This window comes from Acinetobacter sp. 789_lipA, from assembly GCF_058242845.1.
Window position 1 is genome coordinate 191795 of the sequence record NZ_JBZAYS010000001.1, and the last position, 18942, is coordinate 210736.

An 18942-nucleotide genomic window follows, 5' to 3' on the forward strand; every position below is an offset into this window, starting at 1 on the left:
TTTTAACATGTTTTGCAGCGAACTTGTAGGTTTGAGTTTATCCACACAATCAATCCATACTGTGGATAAACTCAGCATTATCCACAGTTACTTTTTCCACCCAATTTCAATCGCAGTGATCTCATTCACCAATGTTTCATCAATCTACTCAGGCATTTTACTCTGTGTTTGTGAGGTTGGAATGTGCCCAGCCATTAATTCAGCTTTGGCTTGAGGGAACAGCGGTTGTTGATTTGGATAAGCATAACCCGCAGGATACATCGGCTGTCCTGTGGCTAAGTCGTATTTATCACTAGCACCAAAGGCATGTAAAAGCTCATGTGCAAGCACGACTTTGTTTTGCTCGGTTTGCTTGTTAGATGCAAATAAATTCACCGAACCGATACGACCTTTTTGCAAAGCTGTCGAGTGTTTCAGCTCTTTGGTCAGTGCAGGGTCATAATAGTTCAAATACAAAGTAACAGCTGGTGCACCATCTGAACCTTGATGGTTTTTCCATGCATAATAACGGAACTTTAAGCTCCACAAGACCGTATCCAATAAACTTGCCTGCTCAGGCACTTTCGGTGGTAGCTGTTTGAGTTCACGCCCAAGTTGGAAGTAAATCGCAATCGGTTGTCCGCGATATGTCGCAGACATCTGCTCTAAATAACCTTGTACCCCTTTTAAGTTCGCAGGCGTCAATTGCTGTATATATTGCTGAGTTGTACCTTGCCCATCTGCATTAACTGGATGCAGTAATACAATAATGGGCTTGTTCCAATCTTGGTTCTGATCCCTGTAAGCATTCACAGCGACCACCAATAAAATCAGCAGCAAGATTAAAATACGAAGTTTTTTCCACATCTTTGATCCCCAATTTTTAATAATTTTTTATCACAATGATCAGTACATTACGTAATTTCTAAATGTATTATAGGTTGTTGCAATACAAAGTTTTCCCAAATAAAGTCGTACAATTTTCTTTGATTTGAAAATACAGCCAAAGTTTTAGCTTCAGATAAGCTGCACCACCGATATTCAGTATGCTCATGATTCAATAGAACAGATTGGTTTTCAGCACAGAAGCCAACAAATGCGGGAATCATTTCAATCACATTCAAGCTTGGCTCATAAAACTGCTCGATGTAATCTGCACTAAATAAACGTTGAGGCTGAATGGCTGTTTCTTCTTTGATTTCGCGAAGTATCGCTTGGCTGGCGGTCTCATTCTCTTCAACCTTTCCTGCGACATGGCACCAATAATCACCTTTAACACGCTTCATCAATAACAGTTTAATTTCACTCTCAATTTTTGACAGTAAAACAGCGGATACAACAACAGAGCGAATAGGAATCATACATTAACCAGAATCTTTTTTTATTTATAGCTGTGCATCATATAAAAAATGCCCACCAAAGTGAGCATTTCTTGATTATTTCTAAGCAATTAAAACTTAAGCTTCAACCCATTTTCCATCATTGAACACCAATGACCATTTGGTTTGCTTACCTTCAGGCGTTTCAGAACCAATATATTGCGCTTGATTCTTACGGCTAAATTTCACCAAAGTTGGATTCCCTTCAGGGTCAACATCAGGTGCTTGCAAAATAAACTGATACTTCGGATCAAGCTGATCGGCAACACTACGAAGTTCCGAAACTTTTGGTGCACGTGTTTCACGTACTTTCGGGAACTTACTTGCCGCCAAGAATAAACCTGCTGCCCCATCACGTAATACAAAAAAGTCATCATGCTTGGTTGAACGTAAATGTTCCATCTTAATCGGGTCTACACGCGGAGGTGCAGGTTGACCACTTTTTAAGACTTTACGTGTGTTATCACAGCTTGAGCAAGCAAAATAAGGACCAAAACGCCCAGTCTTCAGCTGCATTTCCCCATCACACTTATCACATGGAATGGTTGGGCCATCATAACCTTTGATTTTGAACTCACCTTCTTCAAGTTCAAAACCAGCACAGTCTGGGTTATTACCACAGACATGTAGCTTACGACCACCGTCGATCACATAACTATCCATCGCAGTTTCACAGATTGGACAGCGTTTTTTCGACATCAAATCTGCTGTTTCTGCTGCGTCATCATCAGAAAGTGCGGCAAGTGATTCAACTGGCGTTAAGTTCAACGTGCCTTTACAACGCTCTTTCGGCGGTAAGTTATAGCCAGAACACCCTAAGAAGACACCTGTGGTTCCCGTACGAATCTGCATTGGGCGGTCACATTCTTTACAGTGAACTGCTCCCACCTCTACTGGTTGATTGCGGCGCATGCCGCCTTCACCTTGCGCATTGGTCAGGCGTTTTTTAAAGTCGCCATAGAAACTGTCAAGCAACTCTTTCCAATTGCGTTCGCCATCAGCCACTTTATCGAGCTGACCTTCTAAGTCCGCGGTAAAGTCATAGTTCATGAGGTTATTGAAACTTTCATCTAAACGATCAGTAACAATCTCACCCATTTTTTCAGCAAATAGACGACGGTTTTCCAGTTTGACATAACCACGGTCTTGAATGGTCGAGATAATCGCCGCATAGGTCGATGGTCGACCTATGCCCTTTTTCTCAAGCTCTTTCACCAATGATGCTTCAGTAAAACGTGCAGGTGGCTTGGTAAAGTGTTGCGATGGATCTAATTTTTCAAGCTTCAGGATTTCACCGACTTTGACCGCAGGCAATAATACATCATCATCTGACTTGTTTTGACCACGGACTTTAGTGAAACCATCAAAGACTAAGGTACGACCTTTGGCTTTAAGTTCAACACCGTTGGCATCCACTAAAATAGTCGATGACAAGTATTCGGCTGATGTCATTTGACACGCGACGAATTGACGCCAAATCAAATCATACAAACGTTGTGCATCACGTTCCACACCCACCAAGCTGTCGCCTTTTAATGCCACATTCGATGGACGAATCGCTTCGTGGGCTTCTTGTGCACCCGCTTTGTTACCATAGCGGTTCGGCTTAGCAGGCAGATATTTCGCACCAAACTCGGTCTCAATATGATGACGCACCATATTCACCGCATCGTCACTCAAAAAGGTCGAGTCGGTACGCATATAGGTAATAAAACCCGCTTCATACAAACGCTGCGCCAACATCATGGTTTTCTTCACAGAAAAACCCAGACGTGTACTGGCTGCTTGTTGTAAAGTCGAGGTGATATACGGCGCGCTCGGATTCACCTTGGTCGGTTTATCTTCACGTGCTGAAACTTTGTAATCTGCGTCTTTAATGAGCTTCAATAAAGCATCGGTATCGGCTTTATTGCGTAGCTTTAAGGCTTTACCTGCTTGTTTGACGGCTTCTAAACGAATCTCATCAGTTTGTGACTTAGTGTCTGCAAAAACTTGCCAGTATTCTTCGGGAATAAAGGCACGAATTTCACGCTCACGCTCAACCACCAGTTTAACTGCGACAGACTGAACACGGCCTGCCGATAAACCACGGGCAATTTTTTCCCAAAGTAATGGCGAAATCATAAAGCCGACAACACGGTCTAAAAAGCGGCGTGCTTGTTGCGCATTGACTTTATCGATATCAAGGCGTGCTGGATGCTCGAATGCATCTTGGATGGCATTTTTGGTAATTTCGTTGAACACCACACGTTGATAACGTGAGTCATCCCCACCAATCACTTCTTTTAAATGCCAAGCAATTGCCTCTCCTTCACGGTCCAAGTCCGTTGCGAGATAGACCTCGTCAACTTGCGAAGCAAGCTTTTTCAGTTCAGCAACCACATGCTCTTTGCCTGGAAGCACTTCATAATGTGCTTTCCAGTCATGCTCAGGATCAACCCCCATACGATTGACCAGTGCATTTTGTGCTTTTTCAGCTTTCTGAGCATCGGTCAGTTTGGTTCGTGTTGCTAGCTTCTTTTCTGCAGTCTTACTGGAACCACCTGTAGGTAAATCACGCACGTGACCCACAGACGACTTCACAATGTAATTCGAGCCTAAATATTTATTGATTGTTTTCGCTTTTGCAGGCGACTCCACAATCACTAAAGCACGCTTTTTCCCAGCCTCAGGAGAATCTGCTGTAGTACTTTTGGATGTGGACCGAGGAGCTTTCGCCATATTAACCGTTAATCCTGTTTCAATGGGTCTGTAAAATTAAAGTTCAGCCAAAGACTGTAAATATGCTTTCATGGCATCTAACTGGGTTGCTCTTAAGTCAGAATGCTCATCCCAATAGAGTCCCACGCAGTTTGCTTGCATATCAATAGCATAAATACCCTTTAATTCAATGGGTAAATGTTTAAACTTGTCATCACCTGTAATGAGCTCAAGCTGCTGATCAACAACGCGAGCGCGCATTAAAGGTAGGCGTGCTTCTGGAATCAGGACACTGTAGTACGCCACCATGCTGGCACGGTTTTCCGAAGCCATTGGTATTTTCGTCCAGTCAGGTGCTGCGACTAAACGCGGGTGTAAACCCATCTTGCGCGCTTTATCACGCATTTCACCTAAAGCTTTTTCTCTTGGACTTACACGAAGTCCAAAAATCGAGCCGAGGATGAATAAGATGATAAATCCGACAACCCAAATTCCAGTATTTTCCATAGCACAACCTTTTTATTCCTTTATTAGAGTTGCATAAGCACAATATAAAACGCAAGTTTGAACGATAAAATTAATTTAAGAACATTTCATGACTATATAGAACTTCGTGTCCATTCCAGTAAATATAGCCTTTATCGAGTAACTCTTTCAGTAACATACGCACATCTGACTTCGGAAACATTTGCTCAAGCAAATCACGTAGTGCATAGATATCTTTGGGTTTATTGGTTTTTAACTCGCGCAGTTTTCGTGCAACCTCAAGCTGTACAGGGTCAATCTGTGCAAAGTTTTTAAACAACTCTTGTTGCACGGACTGCGTATCTGCAGTTGGTTCAAGCTTATCCACGACACTGTCTTTTTGCAGTTGTTGTAGCGCTTGCTGCATGCTTTGCGGCTGTGAAATTGGGTCTTGTTCATCTAAATTCAGTGCCAACCACTGCTTCAACACTTTTTTACGAAAGCGAATTTGCTCATCATACCTTTTGATGATTTTGAGATTAATCAACATCCCCACTACCCGCTGCGTCTTTTCAGGTACGAGTTGCAAAATATTACTTATTGAATTTTTTAGACCGTCCAATGTGTTCGGCTTGCCTGACATTTTTCCCAAAGCATCACAATATTTTTTGACCATTTTTAAATAAGGCTGATTTTTGATGCTGTCTAAACTGGGAAGGTGACGTTGACTCGGTACAGCTTCAGACTGAATGAGGATCAAATTGCTCTGAATATCCGAAGATTGCATTAAGTCCAAAAGTATTTCTGCTGTATTGACCGCAGAGATAATTTCAACCTGCGTCTCTGGCTCAAGCAAAGCCATTAACTGCCCCACCACCACGGCATATTCGAACTCTTTTTGCTCGGCTTTGGGCGTGTCTAGAATCACCACTTGACCACTACTGATCCAAACAGCCAGTTCCGTCAAATCTTGCAATGCATACTCAAATTGACCTTGGCAATGAAACAAATACAAAGTCGGATAATGCTCCACAATCTCGCGCAACAATTTGGCAGTCGGAACATTATTTTCAAGGTCAAGAAGAACAACTTTTTGAGTCATAGGACAGTTTTTATGGGATGCACCAGAAAGCGGGTATTAGAGTAGGAACTGCATCAAAGGTCAAATGATTTCGTCAGTCAAATCGAGCTTTGAGTTGGGTAAAACAAAAAAAGAGACAAGGATCAGCAATATCTTCACCCCACATCACAGCATTTTTTAGCCCCAGACAGCAAATGCACTTAATAATGTGGTGGACGATCGGCCATCGGGTCAAATGTTGCAACTCCATCGGACAAATCTGAAGATTCAACACGTTGATACAAAATTTGCATTTGTTTTTTTAAATCAGCAATTTCCAGTCCTTGAATCACCAATTGTTCATTGAGTTGTTCAACTAAATCATCTAAAAATGCAATTCGGACTTGCAAATCTTCAATGGGTGCGGACAATGGCGCTTGATTATCAATATTTTGTTGTTTAGACACTTCAAGTCCTCATTTGAGATTTTTCAGGAAACATTATGGCCTATATTACTTTAAGGGATGTCCAACTTGCGTTTGGTGGACCTGCCTTGCTCGACGGCGCGAACTTTTCATTAGAGCGCGGTGAACGAGTGTGTTTAATTGGTCGTAATGGTGAAGGTAAGTCTACTTTACTTAAACTGATCGAGGGAAGCTTATTACCCGATTCTGGTGAAGTTTCTCTACAAAATGGCATTACCATTTCGATGTTGGCGCAAGACGTCCCAATGGACTCGGGCAAAGTGGCGGATATCGTGGCAGACGGCGCAGGTGAAGCCGCTGATGTGCTCAGAGCCTATCATGAAGCTAGTGATGCTTGTGTACTTGGAGACATGGAAGCGTGTGACCGCATGGGTAACTTGCAACACAAACTAGATCAGTTAGATGGCTGGGCTTTAGAAACCAAAGTCAATTCTATTTTAAGTAAAATGGGCCTAGACCCAGATGCCGATTTGGCCGATTTATCGGGTGGTCGTAAGCGCCGTGTGCTGCTTGCTCGTGCGCTCCTTACTCAACCCGATGTGCTATTACTGGACGAACCAACCAACCATTTGGACGTTGAAAGTATTGAATGGCTCGAGAAGTTTTTACTTGATCAAAATAATTTAACTTTACTGTTCATCTCGCATGACCGTTCATTTGTGGACAGCATTGCGACTCGAATTGTTGAACTCGACCGCGGCACTTTGCGCAGTTACGAGGGTAACTATTCACGCTACCTCGAACTAAAAGCAATGCAAATGGAAGCAGAAGAAAAGCAAAATGCTCTTTTTGATAAGCGCTTAGCTGAAGAAGAAGTATGGATTCGCCAAGGTATTAAAGCCCGTCGTACCCGTAACGAAGGTCGTGTTCGTGCCCTAAAAGAATTACGTGAACAATCTAAAGCACGCCGTTCACAACAAGGCAAGGTCAGCATGGCAACGCAAGATGCTAGTCGTTCAGGTAAAGTGGTCTTTGAAATTGAAAACTTAAGTGTTCGCTTTGGTCATGATGCACCTATCATCAAAGGCTTCTCCGCATTGGTGCTCCGCGGTGACCGTATTGGTCTTGTTGGTGACAACGGTGTCGGTAAAACCACCCTCATTAAAGCCATTTTAGGCGAACAAGAACATACGGGTACGGTAAAAACAGGTACGCAATTGGAAGTGGCTTACTTCGACCAATTACGTAATGCCCTCGACCTTGAAAAATCTGTCAAAGATAACGTGTCAGAAGGTTCTGACCATGTCGATGTGAATGGTAACCGTCGTCACATTTACAGCTATTTGCAAGATTTCTTGTTCTCACCAGAACGTGCGCGTACACCAGTCAAAGCTCTTTCAGGCGGTGAGCGTAACCGTATCCTTTTAGCCAAGTTACTACTTAAGCCATCTAACTTAATCGTGATGGACGAACCCACCAATGACTTGGATATGGTGACACTAGAGCTGCTAGAAGAAATGTTGTCCGACTACAAAGGCACCTTATTGCTTATTTCGCATGATCGTGCCTTTATGGATAACGTGGTAACCTCAACTTGGGTGTTCGATGGTAAAGGCAATATCGATGAATACATCGGTGGTTACCAAGATTACTTACAACAGCGACCAGACCAAACTGCGGTTGATCAAAAAAGTGCTGTGAAAAAAGCAGCGGCGAAAGCTGAAGCGAACGCAGCACCTGCTAAAAAAGTCAAACTCAGCTATAAAGATCAACGTGCGCTTGAACAACTGCCTTCCGAAATGGAAGCACTGGAAAAAGAGCAAGCGGAAATCAATGCCTCACTTGCAGATGGTTCACTATTTATTTCAGATGCAGACAAGGCTATGACATTGTCGAATCGTTTGACTGAAATTGATGAGCTATTGCTGGAAAAACTGGAACGTTGGGAAGAACTGGAAAATTTAACCAAATAATTTTCCGTAAGCTCCATAAAAAAACTCCGCACAATGCGGAGTTTTTTATATTTAACGCGGCGGGCGATGCCCACCACCGCCAGGATGTATGCCAGCACCTCCACCTGGATGTATCCCACCCCCGCCAGAATGAATTCCACCACCACCTGAATGACTACCTCCTGGATGGATATGATCAGGATGTTGCCCTCCTGGATGTCCACCGCCATGACCATTAGGTGGTGGACGATGGTTTTCTAGTGGAAAGGGTGCATACCCTGTCCAACCAAACCCATGATAATAATGATTATAATCATCATATGGACTATAGACACAGCCCGTTAAAGAAATGAATAGCACGCCGCAACTGATAATGTTTTTTAGCATTTTTACCCCCCTGTTCTTATCTTTCTTCTTAGTATTGAGAATTTCACCCAAATTAAAACAAAACAAATGTTGTGAGATATTTAGACCATGTTCTCCTCTGAGCATGAATACATCTTCTTCGCCCACCTCATAAAAACTATCACAACTTGATATGAGAAGGTCCTGTACAACAGGTTCATGGTGAAGATTGCATCTTCATTCTTGCTTCATGCTAAACTCGAAACATTCTTTTTTCAGCCTTTATCGCAATTTATGAGTTCGAAGCCAGACTATCAACCCGGTGAATTTCAGTGGTCTTTTCTGCATCCCAAATATTGGGGCGTTTGGATTGGTATCGTCTTTCTCATGATATTGGCGATTCTTCCATGGGCAATTCAACACCGACTGGCCACCCTCTTAGGCAATCTCGGTTTTAAATATCTGAAGTCGAGGCGTAAAACCACCGTTCGTAATCTGGAGGTGTGTTTCCCTGAATGGTCGGCCCAAGAAGTCCTTGAAAATGCCCGTTTAGTTTTTGTCGATCAAATGCTGGGCGTATTTGAAACGCTGAATGCGTGGTATAACCCAAAGTGGTTTACTGGCCGTGTTAGTATTGAAGGTTTAGAACATATTCAAAAAGCACAAGCAGAAGGTAAAGGCGCACTGCTTTTAGGAACCCACTCTACTTTGCTCGATGCGGGTGGTTATCTATGCGCGCAGTATTTTGAACCAGATGTGGTGTATCGCCCACAAAATAATCCACTGCTGGATATGCTCATCTACCGCTGCCGCGCCACCATTTATGCACATCAAATTGATCATGATGACATGCGTGGTTTGGTCCGCAACTTAAAAAATGGCCATGCCATTTGGTATAGTCCAGATCAAGACTTTGGTTTAAAACAAGGTGTTATGGCGCCATTTTTTGGCGTTCCCGCAGCGACAGTTACCGCACACCGTCGTTTATTGAAAATGACCAAAGCCGCAGCCATTCCTCTGTATTTTTATCGTGATGGGGATATTAAAAACCCACAATACAAAGTGTTGATTGAACCTGCGGTGGAAAACTTACCCAGTGAAGATGAAGTCGATGATGCGACACGCGTGAATCAAATTATTGAAAATCAACTCCGTATTGCTCCGACTCAATATATGTGGTTCCACCGTCGCTTTAAAACTCGCCCTGCAGGCTATGACAAGATTTATTCTTAACAAAAAAAGGGCTGCTTAAAAAGTTGAACCCGAGTTCTGCGTCCTGCAAAACTCGGGTACATGAGGTTGTGCTTTCAACGTTATTCTTGTTTTATTCGGTGGCATTCCATACCTACATCATATCCATGATGATTTCCATCAGCTTCAACTTCCATACTGGGATGATCCATTCCCGCTCCATCTGCTGATGAGACTAGAATACGGGGATACTAAATGACTAACCATTCGTCAGATTCCCAAATCCCTGTAAGCCATATCCTACACTGATGAAATCCGAGCACCCCGTATGTTTACTGGTAATCTTTGGCAATTTTATCTGTAACCTGCTTACCTTCTCGTTCCGCTTTCTCAATTCCATCTTCAATCGCCTCTTGCGCTTCTTGCTCATCGGCTTCGGTTTGTTCCAGCTCTTCTTGTGCCAGCTCAAACACCCGACCTGTTTGTAGCACCACATATACAGGAAAATGATCTGAACCAATATGTGCTAAACGCTGCATCTGTACTAAGGCAAAATCCGTACTGTGAAAAACATGATCCAGTGACCAGCGCAGCAAGGGGTAGTCGGCATGAAAAGTATTGACAAAATGTCGTCCGACGCGAGGATCTAGCAGCCCACTGATCCGTTGAAAAAGCCGTGTCGTACGCGACCATGCCACGTCATTCAAATCCCCCATCACAATGCAACTTTCATCCAAATCTTTAATCTGATCACCAACTATCAATAATTCAGCATCACGTAAAGTAGAGTCTTTGGCTTCGGTCGGACTTGGCGGTTTCGGGTGTAAGCAATACAGTTGCACTGGCTGTCCTGACCTTAAGATGACTGTGGCATGAATCGAAGGAATTTCATCGCTCAAAATAAACTTCACTTCAATATCTTTAAGCGCTAAACGACTATACAAGTGCATGCCGTACAGATTATCCAAAGGCACTGCAACCCGATAGGGATAGTCATCTTCCAGTACATTCAAGGCTTGTTGCCAATGTGCATCTGACTCTAAAGTCAAAATCAAATCCGGTTGATGCTGATGAATCTGCTGCAGCAATAAGTGATATTGAGTATTGGGCGTTAGTACATTCGACACAATTAAAGAAATCTGACGCTCTGACTGTAACTCTGTTTTGGTAACCGTTTTAACCTGTTTTTTCCACACAAAAGTATAAGGCAACACCATTTTGAGTTGGTACGCCACCGCCGCAATTAACCCAATCAAAATAGCTTCACGCACCCAATCCCAAGGCGCATCCCAAAGCAACATCAAGATAAATGCAATCAACCCCAACGCCAAAATCTGTAAGCGTGGAAAATCTGCACCTCGAAACCACCATTCATCTCGAGGAATCAGTGACCAGAAGCTTAACCAAATCACAACACATGCCAGCAACTCAACCCAGATCATAGATACCCACTCTTATATTCTTAATTTTTTGTAGATTCATAAATTAATATCAATTTTGCATGTAACATAAACAAGATATATTGCACAATATAATTGCTGTTTTCATTGTGTAGTGCTTGCAGTTAAGCGCTCTTTTGATACACTCGAATCCCCTTTTAATTTTTAACGCACCGAGGCAAAGTGACATGAAAGTAGGTCTGGTCGGTTGGCGCGGGATGGTTGGTTCCGTCCTTATGCAACGAATGGTTGAAGAGAATGATTTTGCTCATTTTGAGCCATTTTATTTCTCTACCAGTAATGCAGGCGGTGAAGCGCCTGCGTTTGGCGGTAAAACTGCCCCAGCACTTATGGATGCATCAGACATTAACAGTCTGAAGCAAATGGATGTCATTATTACCTGCCAAGGTGGCAACTATACCTCAGAAGTTTTCCCAAAGCTGAAAGCGGAAAACTGGGCAGGCTATTGGATTGATGCGGCATCTACACTTCGTATGGAAGATGAAGCCATTATCGTACTTGACCCTGTCAACATGAATGTCATTAAAGATGGTTTAGTGAACGGTACCAAAACATTCGTGGGCGGTAACTGTACAGTTTCACTGATGCTGATGGGCTTAGGTGGTTTATTCCAAAACAATTTAGTGGAATGGGCAACCTCGATGACTTATCAAGCAGCATCGGGTGCTGGTGCGCAAAATATGCGTGAACTGATCTCTGGTATGGGCTATTTGTACAACAACACCAAAGATTTGTTAGATGACCCACGCTCTCCAATTCTAGATATCGACTCTAAAATTGCGGAATTACAACGTGGCGAAGGTTTCCCTTCAGCAAACTTTGGCGTGCCATTAGCAGGCTCACTCATTCCTTATATCGACAAACAATTAGACAGCGGTCAGTCGAAAGAAGAATGGAAAGGTCAAGTTGAAACCAACAAGATCTTGGGCAACCAGCAAATCGTTCCGATTGACGGTCATTGTGTGCGTATTGGTGCGATGCGTTGTCACTCTCAAGCTTTAACTTTGAAGCTGAAGAAAGACGTGCCTCTCGATGAAATCGAAGATATGTTACGTAGCGCGAACCAATGGGCAAAAGTGGTTCCAAATACCCGTGAAGCGTCTATGACGGACTTAACACCTGTGGCTGTAACAGGCACATTAACAGTTCCTGTTGGTCGTCTACGCAAATTAAATATGGGCAAAGAGTACTTAGGTGCTTTCACTGTCGGTGATCAATTGCTTTGGGGTGCTGCGGAACCCTTACGTCGTATGCTCCGTATCCTGATTGACTACAAAAATACTTAAGTATTTACCCGCTAAAGTATTAAGCCGATCACACTTGATCGGCTTTTTTTTGTAACCTCAATGTTAACGTTTTACAAATAACACACAACTCGCTAATCTATAATTTTCGCTTTGCGATCTGTGACCGAGCTAAAGATTAAGATGACCGTAAATAACAAATTAAAGATAGCCATTTTAGCCATTATTGCTTCGCAAAATGTGAATGCGATCACTGTTGATCCTATTCAAATTCAGGTGGTGTTTTAAAAAGTATGCTGACATTAAATGAAGCCATTATTGATGTAAAAGAAGGTTAAGTCGAAGGCTTTAAAATGGTTTTCAAGCTTTTTGGAGAAATTGCAACTTCTTCTAAAACCACGCCTTATTCGATGCCTTATTTTGCAATTATTACCTTCAATTCCTACAGTAAACAACTTACCAATACTTTGCTTGCAGTTTTTAAAAGCAGTGATGAAACTGTCCCAATGATCACTTGCAATTCGGGTGTAGTGAATACCTAATTGTTTAAGCTTTGTCTTCAACCTTTGGACTGTAGCTAAATCTCTCTTACCCCAAACATAAGCAACAATCTCACCTGTTTCTCGATGGTAGGCGTAAATAAGCCATTGTTTATTATTTTTATTTCCAACAAAAGTCCAGAATTCATCTACTTCGAGAGATTCATAATGACTTTGTTTAGGCTGAATTTGATAGGCCGATTCAGTTAAAGTCCGTAAGACTTTACCGATACTAATGCGCTCAACTTCAGCGATATCTCGTATACCGCTGCCTCTGACCATTAACTGTAATATTTTACGAGTAATGCCAGAATTACATCCTAGATAGCTCAGAGCATGGTCACCAATAAACTGACGTTTGCAGTCTTTGCATTGGTAGTTTTGTTTCCCATCTACTTTGATGCCATTTTTCTTTATACTGTCACTGAGGCAGGTTGGACATTTGATTTCTAGAGTTATTTGCATTTCTCTATTTTATCAAAATTCAACCTGCTTTTTTTTAGCATACTTTTTGATACACCACCCAAATTCAATCTGCACCTGGGGAACTGTTGTATGCAGAATTGAACTTTCACGATGCCGATCCGAATGCTCCGATTCAAGCCAGTCTAGCTAGCGCAGAAGATTTAATGTCTCTTGGTGTCATGCATCAGCCGCCCAGTAATCTGAACTTTTTTACCCGTCGTACCAGCGCCAGTACAGGTGTAATTACGATTACTTCTTCACGCCCTTTAACTGAAGCGGAACTGAACATTGTCGTCAAAATCAAAGAAGGCAATGCGGCACGACTACAACATATTAAAACAGCCAATAAACGCTCGGCAGCACTTCAAGCCCGTACGAATAATAATGAAAAAGCCTTAAAACCGGTGGTGATTGTCAATGAAAAAGATATTGCGCTGAACTTACCTGTCAGCACACAATTCAATAGCTTAAAAACAACAGCTGCGCCGACGACAAATACGACGCCTCTCAAACTCAATAACCATACCCCACCAAGCATAAGTGCGACCGCTATTACAGCGCCAACGCAAGTTATTTCAGTAGCCTCTACGCAAATTGCAGCAGCTGCTCAAACATCAGCTCCACGTGTTGAATCGATTACGCAAGCGAAAAAATCGGCAGATCCGTTAGTGCAAAAGTATGCCGATTCAGTTCAAAAATCAGATGCACCCATTTCAGCACAGGCTAACCCTCAAGCCACTCCATCGATAGCAAAAACAACACCTGCTGCCCCTGCAACTACTGCACGCCAAGCCCCACCTCAAAGTGCCCATGTTGTTCGGTCGAATGAATCTCTATGGGGCATTGCATCGCGTATTGCTGCAGAAGAAAACCGTCCTGTCGGTGAAGTCATGCAACAAATTAAAGCCAAGAACGAACATGCCTTTATTCAAGGCGACGTAAACCGCTTACGTCGTGGTGCCAACCTCAATTTAACAGGTCTACAAACGGCAAAATCAGAGCAAAAGGTCTCCGTTTCATCACTTCCAAAACAAAGCTCACAGCAATCTGGCAAGGCGAAATACCGCCTCAATCAAGCCGAGATGAGTTTGGTTGCAGAGAAAGAGCAAGATTCAAGCCACGGTTCTGCCAAGAAGTCGACAGAAAAGAATCAAACATCAAACGAGTTGTCATTAAAAGTTATGACATCCCGTGAAAAAACCGTTAAATTACAGAGAAACGTAACACAATTAGAAGTGGCACTTAATCAGAAAGATCAGAGAATTCAATTACTAAACGCTCGTCTTGCACAATTGCAACAACAATTGAAAGCACAACAAACTGAGAAAAAGCCAACACACTAAAGTGTTATTTTGATTATTTGATTTTGGATGAACTTGCACAAAGACAAGTTCAAAAGGGGTAAAACATGCTTATTTATGTGATTCCATTTATCTTACTATTGGTTGTTGCCATAGTCTTAAAAAAGCGTGAGGCGAGTAAAGAAGCAGAACCAAAAACTCAAAAAGCGGTTGCTGCAAAAAATAAAGCCAAAAAAACCAGTTCGTCTAAAAAATCCCCGCAACAAACTCAAGTCGTTGAAGATGTTGTTGCTAAAAAAGCCACGACACCACTCGCCACAGATCTACGTAATAAAATTGAAGGCCAAATTCGCGACCGCAATTTCTTCTCAGCTGAAGCACAAATCAACCAAGCCCTAAATAAAGACAATTCACAACACGAATTATATTTACTGCTGCTCGATATTCACTTGCTCCAAAAAGACGAGTTTGCCATCAGCCAATTGCTGAATCATTTACGTTCTTTAGAACTGGATGATATTTTGGCGCAAGCAGAAGCCAAAATATCGGATTACGATCAATTAAATCAAAACCCTAGCCATGACACACTTGAATCAAAGTCAATAGGAGTTGTTCCATCAACACCAAAACCTGTAGAAGCAACCAATACTGCTGACTTTGATGCCCTGATGTCATCAAATAATGCTGCGCCCGCTCCTGTGCAAGCTTCTGTTGTTGAACCAGTTCAAGACATTAAACCGCTTGATTTTGATACCTCAGCATTTACCACCACAACAACAGCTCAACCTGAACCGAGCATCGAAGTCCAAAGCTTAGAATTTGATATCTCAAGTTTAAATACACCAACAGCAGAACCCGCTAAACCTGCTGAAGAACGTAAACCACTCGATTTCGGTTCACTCTCTTTAGAAAGCACGCCGGCTCAACCAGCAGAAACTGCTGCAGCCGACATCCAACCTTTAGATTTTTCATTCAATCTCGACACAGCGCCAGAAGTAGAAACTTCACCGCTTGCTGCGGATGAGCGTCCTGAATTTACATTTGATTTTTCAAGCGAATCCACGGCTGAAGCGGCAAAAGACACCCCTGCTTTTTCTTTCGATACGGTTAGCTCAAGTGAAGCGATAGTAGAAGAAACTCCAGCAGTTGGTACGTCAAACCTCAGTTTTAGTCTAGAGTCTACTGCACCTGCCAATACGGTGGATCAAAGCGATCCTCTGGTACAGTCTTTCCCTCAACTGAGCGAAGTCAATGAAATACACTTAAACCTTGAATTGGCTGAGCAATACATTCAACTCGGTGCTTTCGAAGCTGCACGTGAAATTTTGGTTGAACAAGAACCAAACTACTCTATGGAACAACGTCAGCAAGTCGAACAGTTACTGAGTCGCATAGCATCCTAAGCCATTTCGTTTTAAACTAAAGCAGTCATCACCGACTGCTTTTTTTATAATGAAAAAAATTGCGCTTATCTATATGGGTGGAACCTTTGGCTGTATTGGCGAACCCTTACAACCAATGCCTGCCGAAGACTTTATTCCCAAGCTCACACATGTCTTGCCGATTCATCTCGACATTGAATGTTTTATTGCACCTGTCATTAAAGACAGTAGCGCCTGTACGGTTGCAGACTGGTTATTGCTGATTCAGCAGATTCAACAATTGCAACTGCAAAAATTCCAGCATTTTGTCGTGATTCATGGCACAGATACCTTAAGCTATGCCAGTGCTGTCGCGGCACACTTTATTGCAGATTCCGCACGTGTGGTTTTCACAGGTAGCCAATATCCATTACTTAATGTACAAGGTACAGATACGCGTGAATTTAGCGATGCGATTAGTAATTTGAATTTTGCCTTAGATGCGGTGATGAAACATCCTGTCGGAGTGTATCTAGCTTTTCATCAACAGGTATTGCATGCGCAAACCGCGTTAAAACGACATACCACAGAACTGGATGCTTTTACAGGCGTCATGGCTGAACAGCCGATTCCACATAGCTTAAAAACACACATAGTACAAACAGGTGATGTAGAACAATCTCACCAATTCAATTGCCTCAATCTGATGATGCAACCTGTTGCCTTAGCTCAACAATTGCAGAATTTGAAAAACCTGCTTACAGCCCCACCACATTTCCTCATTTTGCAAGGTTTTGGAACGGGTAATTTAGCTGTGAATGCCGAGTTGATAGCACTTTTCGATGAATTTTACGCACAAGGCTGTGTTGCTATCTTAAGCACCCAAGTCCCTTTCGGCCGTACTGATCAGCGCTATGCAGTTGCCGCGTGGACAACTCAGGCCAAAATAATTGTCAGTGATTGCCTCGGGCATGCAGATCTGTATGCCAAAGCCCTTAAAATGTATTTACAATACCCCAGCGCTGAAGCACGCTTCAGCCATTGGCATGATTTGGGTTAATTTGAGGTACATATGCAACGTTTTGCGATCGGCATTGAGTTTTGTGGAACACACTATCGTGGTTGGCAAACCCAGCAAACAGGTGTGATCAGCGTACAAGAGACGATTGAAAAAGTACTCTCTAAAATTGCCAATGAACCGATTAGCTTACATGGTGCTGGTCGTACCGATGCTGGCGTCCATGCCACCAATATGGTGGCGCATTTTGATAGCTCGGCACTTCGTTCAGAGCGCGGTTGGTTAATGGGCAGCAACAGCCAACTGCCAAAAGATATCTCGATCCAGTGGATCAAAGCGATGGATCAAGACTTTCATGCACGCTTCAAAGCGCAGGCACGTCGTTATCGCTATGTGGTCTATAACCGCCCGCAACGCCCTGCTCTTATGTATAAACAAGTCACACATGCCTATTATGCATTAGATGTAGCGAAGATGATGCAAGCTGCTCAAAAGTTCGAAGGCACGCATAATTTTGAAAGCTTCCGTGCAGCCGCATGCCAATCCAATCAACCTGTGCGCCATGTCAGCCATTGTCGCTTAATTCAACATGGTCCATATTTGGTACTCGACATTCAGGCCGATGGCTTCTTACACCATATGGTCCGCAATATCATGGGCTGCTTACTGGAAATTGGTCAAGGTATGTATGAAGTCGAGCATATTGAGGCTATTTTCGCAGCAGAAGACCGCAAAGCCGCAGGCATTACAGCCCCTCCTGATGGGCTGTATTTCATTCATGCCGACTATCCAGCACAGTTTGAGCTACCTAAGCAACCGCTTGGGCCGCACTGGCTAAATATGCCTGAATAATTTATTTTTGAATCCTCCCCCGCCTGCTTTTTTAAAGGAGGTTAGGAGGGATTTCTTAACGCTGCTTACGCTTTCGATATTCCACTGGGGTTTCATTGGTCCAGCGTTTAAATGCACGATAGAAGGTACTTGGCTCAGAAAAGCCCGTCAAATACACGATACGCTCTACACTTTCAGCCGTATTGGCCAAAAGTTTTTTCGCCAAACGACAGCGATAATCAGACAAAATTTGCTGGAAGCTGGTATTCGCCTCACTAAGTTGTGTGCGTAACCGCCTTGGGGTAATACTGAGCTGTGAAGCCACTGTTTCAAGTGTGGTTTCACCACTTTCTAGGGTTGAACCTATCGCACGACGGACTTCACCCACCAAATCATAACGGGCTAATTCTTGAAGTTTTTCAATCGCTAACTGCTCATGCAGTTGCAATAATTCAGGTTCCGCTTGCCACAACGGATAAGCCAAAATACTTGGGTCAAAATATAAGCGGGTTTCTTTTTGCCCTAGACTAACCGGGCACTCATATACGCGGAAATACTCATCATCAAACGCGCCTTTACTGAAGTTAAAATCAATATAGATCGGTTCAAAGCGCCCTTCAGTAATAAATTTAAAGAACCGTAAAATACCTGACATCGCACATTCAGAAAAATGTCGATTGACCAAATTTTCAGCCCAAGGTTGTTCCCCATTGGTCAAATAACACCGGTCATCTTCAACCACCAACTTGGCATGAAAGGCATCACTGATCAATCGCTGATAAGCCAAAGCGCGCTTCAAGCCCTCACCAAAGTTTTCCGATGAAATAAACAAATGCTCAATTACTTGACCACGGTATAAAGGCAGATTTTCACCCAAATGTAGACCGATGTCTGGATCGCGACTCACCTCTTCTGCCGCCACCCAAAAAGCGTATTGTGCGCTCAAAGGCGTACGCTCATTGGTTTCCATCTGATTTAATGCAACACCCGCCTTTGTTAAAATCTCTTCTGTTGGCAACCCTGAACGACGAATCGCTTGGTAGCCTAATCGCAAGACAATCGATGCATCCGTTAGCTGACCCACGCTAGAACCTTCCTTGTATGTTCTTCATTTATACATAAAACATTAAAATTAGATTAACTGCGATTGACCGAACTGACAACAACTTATACAGTTTTTTTGTTGAAAATATTTATTCCTCTTGTTCGCTTATTTTACTGACAGAT

At 42.9% G+C, this 18942-nt stretch carries 16 protein-coding genes and 1 pseudogene; 7 read left to right on the forward strand and 10 right to left on the reverse strand.

What is annotated here, in order from left to right:
- Positions 1-144: 144 nt before the first annotated feature.
- The 6 genes from AC4CUZ_RS00900 to AC4CUZ_RS00925 form a co-directional block, all read right to left on the reverse strand.
- On the reverse strand, positions 145-846 hold the full coding sequence (locus AC4CUZ_RS00900) for a hypothetical protein (RefSeq protein WP_490747150.1): 702 nt from the start codon (positions 844-846) through the stop codon (positions 145-147).
- A gap of 47 nt (positions 847-893) precedes the next feature.
- Positions 894-1340 carry an NUDIX hydrolase gene (locus tag AC4CUZ_RS00905; protein ID WP_114836435.1) on the reverse strand — a complete coding sequence of 149 codons (447 nt, stop codon included), beginning with the start codon at positions 1338-1340 and terminating at the stop codon, positions 894-896.
- A 96-nt stretch (positions 1341-1436) separates the two neighbouring features.
- Complete coding sequence (gene topA / locus AC4CUZ_RS00910) at positions 1437-4079, reverse strand: type I DNA topoisomerase (protein ID WP_490747151.1); 2643 nt, start codon at positions 4077-4079, stop codon at positions 1437-1439.
- 36 nt (positions 4080-4115) lie between these two features.
- Positions 4116-4565 carry an ammonium transporter gene (locus tag AC4CUZ_RS00915; protein WP_004692510.1) on the reverse strand — a complete coding sequence of 150 codons (450 nt, stop codon included), beginning with the start codon at positions 4563-4565 and terminating at the stop codon, positions 4116-4118.
- A gap of 70 nt (positions 4566-4635) precedes the next feature.
- Complete coding sequence (locus AC4CUZ_RS00920; RefSeq protein WP_201953531.1) at positions 4636-5625, reverse strand: hypothetical protein; 990 nt, start codon at positions 5623-5625, stop codon at positions 4636-4638.
- A gap of 179 nt (positions 5626-5804) precedes the next feature.
- The gene (locus AC4CUZ_RS00925) at positions 5805-6050 is read right to left on the reverse strand and encodes a SlyX family protein (protein WP_126038307.1); all 246 of its coding nucleotides are present in this window, start codon (positions 6048-6050) and stop codon (positions 5805-5807) included.
- A 35-nt stretch (positions 6051-6085) separates the two neighbouring features.
- On the opposite strand from AC4CUZ_RS00925, the gene AC4CUZ_RS00930 reads away from it, so the two are divergent.
- Complete coding sequence (locus AC4CUZ_RS00930; protein WP_201953528.1) at positions 6086-7981, forward strand: ATP-binding cassette domain-containing protein; 1896 nt, start codon at positions 6086-6088, stop codon at positions 7979-7981.
- Positions 7982-8032: 51 nt separating this feature from the next.
- Here AC4CUZ_RS00930 and AC4CUZ_RS00935 read toward each other — a convergent pair whose 3' ends face one another.
- Positions 8033-8347, reverse strand: coding sequence for a hypothetical protein (locus AC4CUZ_RS00935; protein ID WP_201953524.1), 315 nt, complete (start codon positions 8345-8347; stop codon positions 8033-8035).
- A 252-nt stretch (positions 8348-8599) separates the two neighbouring features.
- Here AC4CUZ_RS00935 and AC4CUZ_RS00940 point away from each other — a divergent pair, with 252 nt between their 5' ends.
- Positions 8600-9538 (forward strand): LpxL/LpxP family acyltransferase, encoded by a 939-nt coding sequence (locus AC4CUZ_RS00940; RefSeq protein WP_201953521.1) that lies wholly within the window; start codon positions 8600-8602, stop codon positions 9536-9538.
- A gap of 290 nt (positions 9539-9828) precedes the next feature.
- Here the strand turns inward: AC4CUZ_RS00940 and AC4CUZ_RS00945 are convergent, their stop codons facing one another.
- On the reverse strand, positions 9829-10938 hold the full coding sequence (locus tag AC4CUZ_RS00945) for an endonuclease/exonuclease/phosphatase family protein (protein ID WP_201953519.1): 1110 nt from the start codon (positions 10936-10938) through the stop codon (positions 9829-9831).
- 185 nt (positions 10939-11123) lie between these two features.
- Here AC4CUZ_RS00945 and asd point away from each other — a divergent pair, with 185 nt between their 5' ends.
- Complete coding sequence (asd, locus tag AC4CUZ_RS00950; RefSeq protein WP_490747152.1) at positions 11124-12242, forward strand: aspartate-semialdehyde dehydrogenase; 1119 nt, start codon at positions 11124-11126, stop codon at positions 12240-12242.
- Positions 12243-12502: 260 nt separating this feature from the next.
- On the opposite strand, the gene AC4CUZ_RS00955 is transcribed toward asd, so the two are convergent.
- Positions 12503-13204 (reverse strand): IS1 family transposase, encoded by a 702-nt coding sequence (locus AC4CUZ_RS00955; protein ID WP_005005861.1) that lies wholly within the window; start codon positions 13202-13204, stop codon positions 12503-12505.
- 59 nt (positions 13205-13263) lie between these two features.
- Here AC4CUZ_RS00955 and AC4CUZ_RS00960 point away from each other — a divergent pair.
- The 4 genes and pseudogenes from AC4CUZ_RS00960 to truA all read left to right on the forward strand — a co-directional run.
- Positions 13264-14547, forward strand: a pseudogene (locus AC4CUZ_RS00960) (FimV/HubP-related protein); the annotation flags it as partial.
- A 65-nt stretch (positions 14548-14612) separates the two neighbouring features.
- On the forward strand, positions 14613-15908 hold the full coding sequence (locus AC4CUZ_RS00965) for a T4P machinery localization factor FimV (RefSeq protein WP_201953517.1): 1296 nt from the start codon (positions 14613-14615) through the stop codon (positions 15906-15908).
- Positions 15909-15957: 49 nt separating this feature from the next.
- Complete coding sequence (locus AC4CUZ_RS00970) at positions 15958-16926, forward strand: asparaginase (protein ID WP_201953516.1); 969 nt, start codon at positions 15958-15960, stop codon at positions 16924-16926.
- A gap of 12 nt (positions 16927-16938) precedes the next feature.
- Positions 16939-17736: a tRNA pseudouridine(38-40) synthase TruA gene (gene truA / locus AC4CUZ_RS00975; protein WP_201953514.1), complete on the forward strand. Its 798-nt coding sequence runs from the start codon at positions 16939-16941 to the stop codon at positions 17734-17736.
- 55 nt (positions 17737-17791) lie between these two features.
- Here the strand turns inward: truA and AC4CUZ_RS00980 are convergent, their stop codons facing one another.
- Positions 17792-18799, reverse strand: coding sequence for an AraC family transcriptional regulator (locus tag AC4CUZ_RS00980; RefSeq protein WP_005400861.1), 1008 nt, complete (start codon positions 18797-18799; stop codon positions 17792-17794).
- Positions 18800-18942: the final 143 nt, after the last annotated feature.

What these genes read in the sequence shown, in the direction of transcription:
- AC4CUZ_RS00930 (WP_201953528.1), top strand. Translation starts at nt 6,086, where the DNA reads ATGGCCTATATTACTTTAAGGGATGTCCAACTTGCGTTTGGTGGACCT.
- AC4CUZ_RS00900 (WP_490747150.1), bottom strand. Translation starts at nt 846, where the DNA reads ATGTGGAAAAAACTTCGTATTTTAATCTTGCTGCTGATTTTATTGGTG.
- topA (WP_490747151.1), bottom strand. Translation starts at nt 4,079, where the DNA reads ATGGCGAAAGCTCCTCGGTCCACATCCAAAAGTACTACAGCAGATTCT.
- truA (WP_201953514.1), top strand. Translation starts at nt 16,939, where the DNA reads ATGCAACGTTTTGCGATCGGCATTGAGTTTTGTGGAACACACTATCGT.
- AC4CUZ_RS00920 (WP_201953531.1), bottom strand. Translation starts at nt 5,625, where the DNA reads ATGACTCAAAAAGTTGTTCTTCTTGACCTTGAAAATAATGTTCCGACT.
- AC4CUZ_RS00935 (WP_201953524.1), bottom strand. Translation starts at nt 8,347, where the DNA reads ATGCTAAAAAACATTATCAGTTGCGGCGTGCTATTCATTTCTTTAACG.
- AC4CUZ_RS00940 (WP_201953521.1), top strand. Translation starts at nt 8,600, where the DNA reads ATGAGTTCGAAGCCAGACTATCAACCCGGTGAATTTCAGTGGTCTTTT.
- AC4CUZ_RS00915 (WP_004692510.1), bottom strand. Translation starts at nt 4,565, where the DNA reads ATGGAAAATACTGGAATTTGGGTTGTCGGATTTATCATCTTATTCATC.
- asd (WP_490747152.1), top strand. Translation starts at nt 11,124, where the DNA reads ATGAAAGTAGGTCTGGTCGGTTGGCGCGGGATGGTTGGTTCCGTCCTT.
- AC4CUZ_RS00905 (WP_114836435.1), bottom strand. Translation starts at nt 1,340, where the DNA reads ATGATTCCTATTCGCTCTGTTGTTGTATCCGCTGTTTTACTGTCAAAA.
- AC4CUZ_RS00945 (WP_201953519.1), bottom strand. Translation starts at nt 10,938, where the DNA reads ATGATCTGGGTTGAGTTGCTGGCATGTGTTGTGATTTGGTTAAGCTTC.
- AC4CUZ_RS00965 (WP_201953517.1), top strand. Translation starts at nt 14,613, where the DNA reads ATGCTTATTTATGTGATTCCATTTATCTTACTATTGGTTGTTGCCATA.
- AC4CUZ_RS00955 (WP_005005861.1), bottom strand. Translation starts at nt 13,204, where the DNA reads ATGCAAATAACTCTAGAAATCAAATGTCCAACCTGCCTCAGTGACAGT.
- AC4CUZ_RS00970 (WP_201953516.1), top strand. Translation starts at nt 15,958, where the DNA reads ATGAAAAAAATTGCGCTTATCTATATGGGTGGAACCTTTGGCTGTATT.